Raw genomic sequence first — 12,793 nt, forward strand, 5'->3', positions numbered from 1 at the left:
CGCCTTCCCCCCGTCGTTTTCACGCCCTTTCAACGAACAACAAAGGTTAATGATGGCATCTGCCTTTCGTGACCATTACAATCATCGCTTACTTTTTTCTTTATAAGAAATTGATTGTTGGACCTTAAAATTATCAACGGAGCGAAGATATCATGTTGAAAGATAACCAAAAACACAACGAGTCTGTTGCCCCGAATAGCGCCTTTCTGTCTGAGTTACAACGTGCATTACCGGAATTTTTTACCGCCGATCGCTATAACGAGCAGGGCGAACTGATCGCGAAAGGCGGATTTGATCTCGCCAAATTTGAGCGCGCGTTGAAAGCGCGTAATATTGATGAGCTGACTAGCGGTTATCAGATTGATTTTATTGGCAAAGATTACGCAAAAAAACAGGCGGGTGAAAAATCCGTTACCGTTATCGTTCCTGACGTGGAACACAATACTCTGGCAGAAAATAAAAACAGCCATAATCTTTTTCTGACCGGAGATAATCTGGATGTGTTACGCCATCTGCAAAATAATTACGCCGATACCGTCGATATGATCTATATCGATCCCCCTTATAACACCGGGTCGGACGGGTTTGTCTATCCCGATCATTTTGAATATAGCGATCGGGCGTTGCAGGATATGTTTGGTCTTAATGATACTGAACTGGCACGTTTAAAATCCATTCAGGGTAAATCGACGCACTCCGCGTGGTTATCTTTCATGTATCCGCGTCTTTTCCTGGCCAGGAAGCTCCTGAAAGATACCGGATTTATTTTTATCTCTATCGACGATAATGAGTACGCCAATCTTAAATTAATGATGGATGAGATTTTTGGCGAAGGCGGATTTGTCACCAATGTGATGTGGAAGCGCAAAAAAGAGATTTCTAACGACTCTGATAACGTTTCCATCCAGGGGGAATACATTCTTGTTTACGCCAAAACCGGTCAGGGCGCTTTACGTTTAGAACCGCTTTCTAAAGAGTATATTCAGAAATCCTATAAAGAACCGACCGAACAGTTTCCAGAAGGGAAATGGCGCCCGGTGCCGTTAACGGTGTCAAAAGGGCTGAGCGGCGGCGGCTATACCTATAAAATTACCACGCCGAACGGTACGGTACACGAAAGACTATGGGCTTATCCTGAAGCCAGTTACCAAAAACTGGTGGCCGATAATCTGGTCTATTTTGGCAAAGATAACGGCGGTATTCCCCAGCGAGTCATGTACGCGCACCACAGTAAAGGGCAGCCAACGACCAATTACTGGGATAACGTCGCGTCGAATAAAGAGGGGAAAAAGGAGATTCTGGATCTCTTCGGCGACAACGTTTTTGATACGCCGAAACCGACCGCATTATTGAAGAAAATTATCAAGCTCGCCATCGATAAAGACGGCGTCGTTCTGGACTTTTTTGCCGGTTCCGGCACTACGGCCCATGCGGTAATGGCGCTGAATGAAGAAGATGGGGGGCAGCGCACGTTTATTCTGTGTACTATCGATCAGGCATTAAGCAATAACACTATCGCGAAAAAAGCAGGTTATAACACTATTGATGAAATCAGCCGTGAGCGAATTACACGCGTTGCGGCGAAGATCCGCGCCAATAATCCCGCGACCAATAGCGACCTCGGTTTTAAACATTATCGTTTTGCCACTCCGACACAGCAGACGCTGGACGATCTGGATAGCTTCGATATTGCTACCGGCCATTTTATCAATACCAGCGGTCAACTGGCCGCTTTCACCGAGTCAGGATTTACCGACATGATCAATCCTTTTTCCGCCAGAGGATTGGGCGTGCCGGGCGGCGCAAGCGGCGAAGAGACCTTATTAACGACATGGCTGGTCGCTGATGGTTACAAAATGGATATTGACGTACAGACCATTTATTTTTCCGGCTATTGCGCCAGGTATGTTGATAATACGCGCCTGTATCTGATTGATGAACGATGGGGAACAGAGCAGACCCGCGATCTTCTCAACCACATTGGTACGCACCAGCTTCCGGTTCAGACTATTGTCATTTACGGCTACTCTTTCGACCTTGAATCCATTCGTGAACTGGAAATCGGCTTAAAACAGCTTGATCAAAAAGTGAACCTGGTGAAGCGTTATTAAGAGGGGATGATGATGAATATTTTACTGGAAGAACTTCCCCATCAGGAACAGGCGTTAGCGGCGATTCTGGCGAGTTTCACCGGTATCGATCACGCGCAGGCCGATCATAATCACTATGCTAATCCGCTGATTAAGGGACGTTACGACGATAAGGCCAATATTGACGTTAAAATGGAGACCGGGACGGGTAAAACCTATGTCTATACCCGGTTGATGTATGAACTGCATCAGAACTATGGCCTCTTCAAATTTGTGCTGGTGGTGCCGACGCCAGCCATTAAAGAAGGCGCGCGGAACTTTATCATCAGCGATTACGCCAGACAGCATTTTTCACAGTTCTACGAAAATACGCGGATGGAACTTTGCACCATTAACGCCGGTGATTTTAAAGTAAAGTCGGGGCGTAAAAATTTTCCGGCCCAGTTATTAAGTTTTACCGATGCCAGCCGTCGTGATAGCCATACGATTCAGGTTTTGCTGATCAATGCGCAAATGCTCAATTCCGCCAGCATGACGCGAGACGATTACGATCAAACGCTCCTGGGCGGGCTGACGTCGCCTGTTAAAGGGCTGCAAATGACGCGACCGGTGGTCATTATTGATGAACCGCATCGTTTTGCGCGAGATAACAAATTTTATCGAGCGATTCAGGCTATTCAGCCGCAAATGATCGTCCGCTTTGGCGCTACCTTCCCGGATATTGTCGAAGGTAAGGGTAAAAATAAATGTGTACGTAAAGATTACTATCGCCGGCAACCGCAGTTTGATCTCAACGCGGTGGACAGTTTTAACGATGGTTTGGTGAAAGGTATTGATATTTATTACCCGAATCTCCCCGAAGAACAGGCCAACAATCGTTATATCGTTGACAGCGTCACGGCAAAGAAATTAATCCTCCGACGGGGGAGCAAAATTGCCGAGGTTGGCGTGGGCGAAAATCTCGCCGATGTCGATGCAGGATTTGAGGGCAGTATTGAATATGCCGGCAGTAAAATGTTGTCGAACGATCTGGAGCTGGAGGCAGGGATGGCGCTGGTGCCAGGAACCTTTGGCGCAAGCTACCAGGAACTGATTATTCAGGACGCCATTGATAAGCATTTTGACACCGAGCAGGCAAATTTCTTACGCAGCAATGAGCCAGAAAATAATGCCCCGCGTATTAAGACCTTAAGCCTTTTCTTTATTGACAGTATTAAAAGCTATCGTGATGACGAAGGCTGGTTGAAAGTCACTTTTGAGCGTTTGCTGAAAAAGAAACTGACGCAACTGATTGACGATTATCAGCGCAAGACCCTGCCGCGAGAAGTGGAGTATCTGTCGTTTCTGCAGGCCACGCTCGCCAGCCTGCACTCGGATAACCAAAACGTCCACGCTGGTTACTTTGGTGAAGACCGGGGAAGCGGCGATGAGGCGATCCAGGCTGAAGTAGATGATATTCTGAAAAATAAAGAGAAGTTGCTCAGTTTTTCAGACCATCACGGCAACTGGGAAACGCGCCGCTTTCTGTTTTCAAAATGGACGCTTCGCGAAGGCTGGGATAACCCGAATGTTTTTGTCATTGCTAAATTACGTTCTTCCGGTAGCGAGTCGAGCAAAATTCAGGAAGTGGGGCGCGGTCTGCGGCTACCGGTAGATGAAAACGGTCATCGCGTTCATCAGGAAGAGTGGCCGTCCCGGCTGTCGTTTCTGATTGGTTATGATGAAAAAACGTTTGCCAGTATGCTGGTTGATGAGATTAATCGCGACAGCAAAGTTCAGCTTAACGAGCAGAAACTGGATGAGGCGATGATCACACTCATCGTCACCGAGCGACAAAAAGTCGATCCTGCGTTTACGGAGCTTCGTTTGCTGGAAGATCTGGATGATAAAAAACTGATCAACCGGAGTAATGAGTTTAAACCCAGCGTAACGCTTAACGGGGAAACTAAAAGTGGTTTTGCGTGGCTACTGGAGTTCTACCCTGAGCTGACGCAGGCGCGGGTGCGAGCGGATCGCATTCGTGACAATAAGCCCGCCTCCCGACTGCGAGTCAGGTTACGCAAAGAGAATTGGGAACAACTTAGCAGTATCTGGGAGCAGTTTTCCCGCCGTTATATGCTGCAATTCGAGCGTAGCGGCGCTTCTTTGGAACAGATTGCCGCCGAGGTGCTGCGCGATCCGGCGCTGTATATACGCCAGAAGCCAAGCCAGGTGCAACAACGGCTGGTATCGAATGAAGATAATGGCCGTTTTGAAGTGGCGCAGCGGGAAGGCGAATTAGCCGCCAGCGAATTTATGGCGGGCATGAAATATGGCCATTTTCTTAAGCAACTGGCGTTACGCACCAGTCTGCCGGTTAACGTCCTGCACCCGGTGTTAATGGCGATGCTGCGTGATGTTTTGCACGGAGATTCACGTTATTTAAGCGAGATCTCGTTGGACAATATGACCCGCGCATTACAGGCGCGGATTAATGCGCATTTTGCGCAGCGCCACGATTATCTGCCTCTCGATTTTCAGGCTTCAACGTCGGTATTTGATTCCACGGCACGGCAGTTCAGAGAGGAGATTAGCGCTGAAATTGTGGGGAAAAATGTGGATGAGAATGCGATAGACGATCCCCGTTCTCTCTATCAAATACCGCCGTTGCGTTATGACAGCGTCGATCCAGAATTGCCGCTATTAAAATACGATTATCCGCAACAGGTTTCTGTGTTTGGCAAATTGCCTAAGCGGGCCATTCAGATCCCCAAATATACGGGGGGCTCTACTACGCCGGATTTTGTGTACCGTATTGAGCGTCAGGACGCCGACAGTGTTTATTTACTGGTTGAAACTAAAGCAGAAAATATGCGCGTAGGCGATCAGGTTATTCTTGATGCGCAACGTAAATTCTTCGATATGCTGCGTCGGCAAAATATCAATGTCGAGTTTGCGGAAGCGACCAGCGCGCCGGCGGTATTTTCTACGATCAATGGCTTGATTGAGGGGAAGGTAAACTAACGGGTTTGAATGGACCTTAACGGTTATCTTTTTGATAGACCATATAAAATGGCCGCCGCGCAGCGAGCGTTGCGGTCATTCTCCCTGTGCTGATCCCCCGTCCCGTAAACCGCGTTGACTTGAAGGTTATCGTTTTACGTCTATTCTTAACTTTCAGCTAAGCGTATTTTGCTGAAATTGCAAATAGTCTTGAGGACTCTGTTTTTTTGTTTTGCCGTTATTTTTATAACGGCCAGGTAGATATTGCCAATTGAATGTAACTAAGGGAGACATGTTATGCTAAATAGATACTACCGTTTCGCAGTCGAAAAAGACGACCCCTCCGAAGCGCCAGAGTCGGGCGATAAGCCTGACAGCCAGCCGCAAAAAAAATCGTAATTTATCTGGATATTCCCCGACGTTTTTACGTTTGGGGAAATAACCGTTTCGTTTCAACCTGGTTGCGAACAGTGAATATTTTACACGAAGTGACTATATATAAACGGGAGGGAACATGGAGTTTGATGCATTCTTTTTAGCGAGACTCCAGTTTGCCTTTACCGTCTCTTTTCATATTATTTTCCCCGCGATTACGATTGGCTTAGCCAGTTACCTGGTGGTACTGGAAGGTTTATGGCTAAAAACGCGTAATCCTGTCTGGCGCTCGCTCTATCAGTTCTGGCTCAAAATTTTTGCCGTCAACTTCGGGATGGGCGTGGTCTCCGGTCTGGTCATGGCTTACCAGTTCGGAACGAACTGGAGCGGTTTCTCCCAGTTCGCCGGCAGTATCACCGGGCCTTTATTAACCTATGAAGTGCTCACCGCATTCTTCCTGGAAGCGGGATTCTTAGGCGTGATGCTTTTTGGCTGGAACAAAGTCGGGCCGGGCCTGCATTTCTTGTCTACCTGTATGGTGGCATTGGGCACGTTAATGTCGACGTTCTGGATTCTGGCGTCTAACAGCTGGATGCATACCCCGCAGGGATTTGAAATTCACAACGGTCAGGTAGTCCCGGTGGACTGGTTCGCGGTGATTTTCAACCCGTCGTTCCCGTATCGCCTGTTGCATATGTCCGTTGCGGCGTTTTTAAGTAGCGCGATGTTTGTCGGCGCGTCCGCTGCCTGGCATTTACTGAAAGGTAACGATACGCCGGCTATCCGCCGTATGTTCTCGATGGCGTTATGGATGGCGGTCGTGGTGGCGCCCGTTCAGGCATTGATTGGCGATATGCACGGCCTTAACACCCTGAAGCATCAGCCGGTCAAAATTGCCGCGATTGAGGGGCACTGGGAAAATACGCCCGGCGAGCCAACGCCGCTTACGCTGGTAGGCTGGCCGGATATGGAGGCGGAACGGACCCGCTATGCGCTTGAGATCCCGGCGTTGGGCAGTCTGATCCTGACGCATAGCCTGGACAAACAGGTGCCTGCGCTGAAAGATTATCCCAAAGAGGATCGCCCCAACTCTACCGTGGTGTTCTGGTCTTTCCGTCTGATGGTGGGCATGGGCGTACTGATGATCTTCCTGGGGCTGGCCAGCCTGTGGCTACGCTACCGACGCCGACTGTATCATTCGCGGCCCTTTATGCACTTTGCGCTGTGGATGGGGCCGTCCGGGCTTATCGCCATCCTTGCCGGATGGGTGACGACTGAAGTAGGACGTCAGCCGTGGGTGGTCTATGGCCTGCTGCGAACGCGTGATGCGGTTTCCGCGCACAGCACCTTGCAGATGAGCATCAGTTTGCTGGCCTTCTTTGTGGTCTATTCCCTGGTCTTTGGGGTTGGCTATATTTATATGATTCGCCTTATCCAGAAAGGGCCGCAGCCGGCGGAGACACCGACCGCTGAAACCGATGGCAGACCCGCGCGTCCTATCTCTGCCGTGGGAGAATCGCTTGAGCAGGAGAAACGCGAATGACCATCGATCTTCCGGTTATCTGGTTTGCTATTATCGTGTTCGCCACGCTGATGTATATCGTGATGGATGGTTTCGATCTGGGCGTCGGTATCCTGTTTCCGTTTATTCGTGATAAACACGATCGCGATGTTATGGTGAACTCAGTCGCGCCGGTATGGGACGGGAACGAAACCTGGCTGGTGCTGGGCGGGGCCGGGCTTTTTGGCGCGTTCCCGTTGGCTTATGCCGTCATCACCGACGCGCTGACTATCCCGCTGGTGGTTATGCTGCTTGGTCTTATCTTTCGCGGCGTCGCGTTTGAATTCCGTTTTAAAGCCACCGAGTCGCATCGCGCTTTCTGGGATAAATCCTTTATCGTCGGGTCAATCCTGGCGACCTTTGCCCAAGGGGTTGTGGTGGGGGCGGTGGTGAGCGGTTTTCAGGTGGAAGGGCGAACCTTTAGCGGTTCTCAGCTTGACTGGCTGACGCCGTTTAATCTGTTCTGCGGCGTCGGTTTGGTTGTCACCTACGCGCTGCTGGGCGCTACCTGGCTGATTATGAAAAGCGAAGATCCGCTGCATAGCCGGATGTGCGCGCTGTCGCGCCCGTTGTTGATCGTCTTGTTGTTGGTGATGGGAGGCGTCAGCGTGTGGACGCCGCTCACCCACGACGACATCGCCGAGCGCTGGTTCACGTTGCCCAATTTATACTACTTCCTGCCGGTGCCTGTGCTGGTGTTGGCTTTTAGCGTCTGGCTATGGCGCAGCGTGAAAAAACCAGAATCCCATGCGCGTCCATTTATTCTCACGCTAGGGTTGATTTTTCTGGGGTTCAGCGGGTTAGGCATCAGTATTTGGCCGAATATTATTCCACCGGATATTTCGCTGTATGCCGCCGCCGCGCCGCCGCAAAGTCAAAGCTTTATGCTGGTTGGGGCGCTGATAATCATCCCGATTATTCTGGCTTATACCTTCTGGAGCTACTACGTCTTCCGTGGAAAAGTGCGACATGGAGAGGGATATCACTGATGGTTAAAGTGAAAAAATGGTCGCGGCGAGTCGTATGGATGGTCGCGATATGGTGCGCCAGCGTGCTTCTGCTGGCGGGCGTCGGAATGTTGTTCAGACTGCTCATGACCTCCGCAGGATTTCGCTCCTGACTGATACCCCCCGGACGCGCTTTCGTCTCTGGCGAAAGCGCGTTTTTATCGACAGATCGGCGTTTATCGATCACCTTTGCTCGCCTTATCTCTCCCCTCAATAGCGGTTGATAATTATTCTCATCTTTATTGTCGTTCCCGGGCCGCAGTGATATGGTTACACAGTGGCTAACGCTCTGGTATAACGCAGATAAACGGTATTGATAATGTCTCCGATCTCCTGTCACTCTTCCGCCGCCCCGGCGATGAAAAAGATCTTTTCCGTCAGCGACTTCATCGCGTTTGGCGAGCGTTATGGCATTGATTACCGCTTCCCTGCGTTACCGCAGTATACGCAGAGTAGTCCCGTACTTCATGGCGATATCGAAGAGATAGCGCTTCCTGGCGGGATTTGCATTACACGCTCGGATGTTCACGTGTTACAACCTTATGAAACCACCTCTCGCCATAGCAGTCCGCTGTATATGCTGGTGGTGCTGGAAGGTAACGTTGCGCTGGCTGTCAATGAGCAGACCTTTTTGTTGAGCGCGGGGATGGCGTTTTGCTCGCAACTGAGTGAGCAGCAGACGATACGCGCCCATCACGGCGCAGACAGTAAATTGCGCACCTTATCGCTGGGAATGTACCCGGACGGCGGATGGCGGGAGCGTTTGCCTGTCTCGCTGGCAGACGAGTGGGAAAATAGTGCAGCCTCGGCGAGGGTCTGGCAGGTGCCGGAGTTTCTGCTTTCGGGGTTACGTTATGCGCAGCAGCCCGGACCTCATGCGGCGTCACGCCAGTTAATGCTGGAAGGCATCATGCTGCAATTGCTGGGCTATGCGCTAAATCTATGTCAGCCCGCAACGCAAAAACGCGGGCTTCCCGTCACCGGTGAATACCAGCGGCTGGAGCTCATTCGGCGTTTACTGGAGCAGACGCCGGAAAAAGCCTACACGCTGAACGAACTGGCGCGTCGGGCGGCAATGAGTCCAAGTAGCCTGCGGTGCAAGTTTCGCCATGCCTATGGGTGTACCGTGTTTGATTATCTGCGCGATTGCCGCCTGGCGCGCGCGCGTCGTTATCTGATGGAGGGATACAGCGTGCAGCAGGCCGCCTGGATGTCAGGCTATCAACATGCCACAAACTTTGCGACGGCATTTCGTCGGCGTTATGGCTGCTCGCCCGGCGAGCTGCGTGACGCGTCTCTGACGGCGTCACGACACTGTGCGTAACGCGCTCCGCCAGAGCGGTAATATCCGCCGCTAACCCGGTTTTCTGCCGCTTTGGGTGATTTTTTATCATTGCGCATAGGCAATCTGGCGTTACGCATAGTGGTCCGTCATCTCTAAAAGGTAATAATTCTTATTTACAATAAAGATGCCTTTGGAGATGTTCATGTTTGCGACAACGCGTATGGCGCTATTGATAGGCGGAGCTATCGGCGGCGCGACTTTTCCTCTTTTTGCCCAGGAAACCACAAAAAATGATACCGTCATTGTCACCTCGCCCGTTCAGAGTGGCGCGACCAAGCTGGCGACGCCAGATATTGAAACGCCGCAGTCGGTATCCATTATTACCCGCCAGCAGTTTGAAGAGCAGGGCGCAACCAGCGTGCGTCAGGCGGTCAGCTACACCCCAGGCGTATACAGTAATCAGATAGGCGCGTCTAACCGCTTTGATTACATCGTATTGCGTGGTTTTTCGGACGGTAGTCTGGATAACGTCTATCTCGACGGGTTAAAAATGATGGGCGACACCAATTCGCACAGTTCGTTGGTGGTTGACCCCTGGTTTCTGGAAGATATTGAGGTGGTACGCGGCCCGGCGTCCGTTCTGTATGGACGTTCATCGCCAGGCGGCATTGTCGCGCTGACGTCGCGAAAACCGGCGTTTGATGCCGGGGGAGAGGTGAAGCTGTTTGCCGGCAATCACAACCAGCGCGGGGCGGCTTTTGATGTGACCGGCCCACTGGATGACAATGAACGTGTGGCGGCGCGTCTTAGCGGCATGACACGTTACGCCGATTCGCAGTTTACCCCCTTGAAAGAGGAACGCTATGCGCTGATGCCGAGCCTGACCTGGCGAATTACCGATCGGACGCGTCTTGATCTTATGGCCTATCTGCACCGTGATCCGGAAGGCGGTAGCCACTCCGGACTGCCTTATCAAGGCACGGTTGTACCTTATAACGGCGGAAAAATTTCTAACACTTTCTTTGAAGGTGAAGATGACTACGACAAATACGATCGCCGTGAAAATATGGTGGGTTATAACATTGAGCATCTGTTCGATAACGGCTGGTCGGTACGGCAAAAATTGCGCTATTTGCATACCAAAGTGACGTTGAATCAGGTCTATGCCGCAGGTTGGTTGAATGAAACGGCGCTGAATCGCGGCTATTCCGGCTCCGGGGAGAAAATGTCGGCTATCGCGCTGGATAATCAGCTCGACGGCAGTGTGGATACCGGGGCGATTAATCATCGTCTGCTGGTGGGGATCGATTATCAGGATCGCAGTAATCATACTACTGGCTATTATGGCGCGTTTCCGCCGATTGACGCTTTCAACCCTGTTTATGGCGCTCAGCCGGATTACATTACGTTGTATAGCCGTGAAAAACATAAGCTGCGGCAGACCGGATACTATTTACAGGATCAGATGTCATGGGATCGCTGGCGCTTTACGTTGGGCGGTCGTTACGATCGGGTCAGCGTGTCTAACATCGACAAACTTCATGATTCACGCAGCGATCTCGATAAAAACAACGTCAGCACCCGTGCCGCGTTGCTTTATCTGTTCGACAATGGCGTCGCCCCCTATCTCAGTTATTCTACCGCGTTTACGCCGACCAGCTTCGCCGACGAAAACGGCAATGTGCTGGAACCGATGAAAGGCAAGCAGTGGGAGGCGGGGGTAAAATACGAACCGCTGGGGGGGAACAGCCAGTTTAGCGCCGCCGTGTATCGTATTAACCAGACCAATATCGCGACCAAAGAAGAACCTACCGATCCGTACCGCTCGATTGGTGAAATTGAGTCTAAAGGGGTTGAACTGGAGGCCATTAGCCATTTGTCGGATAGCGTCCGTTTGCAGGCGGCATATACCTATACTGATATCCGTTATAAGAAAAGTAGCCCGCAAGAGCAGGGTAAGCGCGCGGTTTATGCTCCACGGAACCAGGCCAGCGCCTGGCTAAGTTACGATGTGAAAAGCGGTCTGTTAGAGGGGCTGACTTTGGGCTCCGGCATTCGGTACGTCAACGGCGTGACCAGCGATCGCCTGAATACCCACACCTTGCCGTCCTATACACTGGTCGATATGGTGGTAGGGTATGATTTATCCAGCATTGGGTTAAATGGCTTGAGCGCCCAGCTCAACGTAAATAACCTGACGGACAAACGCTATGTCGCTGCCTGTAATTCGCTCTCTTATTGTTATTTTGGTGCCGAGCGTAGCATTGTAGGCAGCGTTTCATGGGCGTTTTGATAACGCTTATCGTCCGGTAGCAAAGGCTACCGGGCAAACATTAGCGGTGCGTCACGCCTTCATAGAGAAGTCTGAGCGCAAACATCCCGATAATGGCGCCGATAACACGGCTGGCAATGCGCTGTATTCGCCCATAAGCGCGGCGGACTGCGGGGAGCGAAAAGGCCTGGCTGAGAAAAATACGCCAGATAACGGATGACAGCACAATTCCGGCCCAGGCCATTAACCTTGCCCATGTGGGCGTTTCTGCGCTAAGCGTTACGGAAAAAATACTGATAAAAAACAGTACGGTTTGCGGATTGGATAAATCGGTCATTAATCCCCGGCGAAAGAAAATCGTCCACGGGGCGGCAATCGGCGTCTGGAGCGTGCTCATTTGCGGCGTCGCCTGGTGGCGAATACTGTTCCAGGCGAACCATAATAAATAGGCGCCGCCGACAATTTTGATAAGAGAAAATACCGCTTCGCATTGCGTAATGAGCGTCGCCAGACCGAAAAGTCCCAGCCCGGAATAAAAGGCGTCTCCTGTAGCGACGCCCAGGCCGGTGATGACTCCCGCCCGGCGTCCTGATGCGAGGCTGGTTTGCACCACCACAAACAGATTCGCGCCGGGATTAAAAAAGGTTAACACAAACAGACTGACGGTAAGCACAACGGCATGAAACGGCTCCATAGACAACTCTTCCCATAGCCTCAAGAAATAACGTTCATCTTATTAATAGTCAAACCAGATGATTGCGAGTGAGATCACAAAGCAGGGGCGTTTTAATCCGCGTTGTTACGCCGACAGAGCGGGGGCTGACTGGATTTTTCCAGCAATCTACACTACTTATTTAATCAGTCCGAACGGCCTTTTTGTTCTGATAAAGCGATGATGGCGTAATAATAAAACGAGGGTTTTGCTATGAAAACTGGCTACAAGGTTATGCTTGGCGCATTAGCGTTTGTCGTGACAAACGTTTATGCCGCAGAAATCATGAAAAAAACGGACTTTGATAAAGTCGCCTCCGAATACACGAAAATTGGCACGATTTCCACCACCGGGGAAATGTCGCCGCTGGACGCCAGAGAAGATTTAATCAAAAAGGCGGATGAAAAAGGGGCGGATGTGGTGGTGCTGACGTCCGGGCAGACAGAAAATAAAATTCATGGTACGGCTGATATTTATAAAAAGAAATAAAAGCGTTGCATCATAAAAAT

At 50.8% G+C, this 12,793-nt stretch carries 10 protein-coding genes and 1 pseudogene; 10 read left to right on the forward strand and 1 reads right to left on the reverse strand.

Going from position 1 to position 12,793, the window contains the following annotated elements; all coding sequences use genetic code 11:
* Nucleotides 1-152: 152 nt before the first annotated feature.
* The 9 genes and pseudogenes from J4645_RS00570 to foxA all read left to right on the forward strand — a co-directional run bounded on the left by J4645_RS00570 (nt 153) and on the right by foxA (nt 11,593).
* Complete coding sequence (locus J4645_RS00570) at nt 153-2,111, forward strand: site-specific DNA-methyltransferase (protein ID WP_023214872.1); 1,959 nt, start codon at nt 153-155, stop codon at nt 2,109-2,111.
* Between the two features lie 9 nt (nt 2,112-2,120).
* Nucleotides 2,121-5,093, forward strand: coding sequence for a type III restriction-modification system endonuclease (locus J4645_RS00575; RefSeq protein WP_001628403.1), 2,973 nt, complete (start codon nt 2,121-2,123; stop codon nt 5,091-5,093).
* A gap of 276 nt (nt 5,094-5,369) precedes the next feature.
* Nucleotides 5,370-5,471: a small effector SsaA gene (ssaA, locus tag J4645_RS00580; protein WP_000934834.1), complete on the forward strand. Its 102-nt coding sequence runs from the start codon at nt 5,370-5,372 to the stop codon at nt 5,469-5,471.
* A gap of 115 nt (nt 5,472-5,586) precedes the next feature.
* Complete coding sequence (locus J4645_RS00585; RefSeq protein ID WP_000393711.1) at nt 5,587-6,990, forward strand: cytochrome ubiquinol oxidase subunit I; 1,404 nt, start codon at nt 5,587-5,589, stop codon at nt 6,988-6,990.
* The gene (cydB, locus tag J4645_RS00590; protein ID WP_000151047.1) at nt 6,987-7,997 is read left to right on the forward strand and encodes a cytochrome d ubiquinol oxidase subunit II; all 1,011 of its coding nucleotides are present in this window, start codon (nt 6,987-6,989) and stop codon (nt 7,995-7,997) included. The genes J4645_RS00585 and cydB overlap by 4 nt, the downstream gene beginning before the upstream one ends.
* Nucleotides 7,943-8,128, forward strand: a complete 186-nt coding sequence (locus J4645_RS00595) for a DUF2474 domain-containing protein (protein ID WP_305954967.1) — start codon at nt 7,943-7,945, stop codon at nt 8,126-8,128. Before cydB ends, J4645_RS00595 begins: the two co-directional genes overlap by 55 nt.
* Nucleotides 8,047-8,239, forward strand: a pseudogene (locus J4645_RS22375) (hypothetical protein). The gene J4645_RS00595 and the pseudogene J4645_RS22375 overlap by 82 nt, the downstream one beginning before the upstream one ends.
* Before the next feature lie 95 nt (nt 8,240-8,334).
* The gene (gene foxR, locus J4645_RS00600; RefSeq protein WP_000074601.1) at nt 8,335-9,339 is read left to right on the forward strand and encodes a ferrioxamine uptake transcriptional regulator FoxR; all 1,005 of its coding nucleotides are present in this window, start codon (nt 8,335-8,337) and stop codon (nt 9,337-9,339) included.
* 145 nt (nt 9,340-9,484) lie between these two features.
* Nucleotides 9,485-11,593 (forward strand): ferrioxamine B receptor FoxA, encoded by a 2,109-nt coding sequence (gene foxA / locus J4645_RS00605; RefSeq protein ID WP_001127717.1) that lies wholly within the window; start codon nt 9,485-9,487, stop codon nt 11,591-11,593.
* Nucleotides 11,594-11,633: 40 nt separating this feature from the next.
* Here foxA and J4645_RS00610 read toward each other — a convergent pair whose 3' ends face one another.
* Entirely contained in the window at nt 11,634-12,266 is a 633-nt protein-coding gene (locus J4645_RS00610; RefSeq protein ID WP_000433131.1) for a LysE family transporter, read from the reverse strand.
* A 231-nt stretch (nt 12,267-12,497) separates the two neighbouring features.
* Between J4645_RS00610 and yahO the strand changes: the two genes are divergently transcribed.
* On the forward strand, nt 12,498-12,773 hold the full coding sequence (gene yahO, locus J4645_RS00615; RefSeq protein ID WP_000848026.1) for a DUF1471 family periplasmic protein YahO: 276 nt from the start codon (nt 12,498-12,500) through the stop codon (nt 12,771-12,773).
* Nucleotides 12,774-12,793 lie beyond the last annotated feature (20 nt).

It is taken from the genome of Salmonella sp. 32082101201600294FB01SM01, assembly GCF_017572865.1.
Taxonomy (GTDB): domain Bacteria; phylum Pseudomonadota; class Gammaproteobacteria; order Enterobacterales; family Enterobacteriaceae; genus Salmonella; species Salmonella enterica.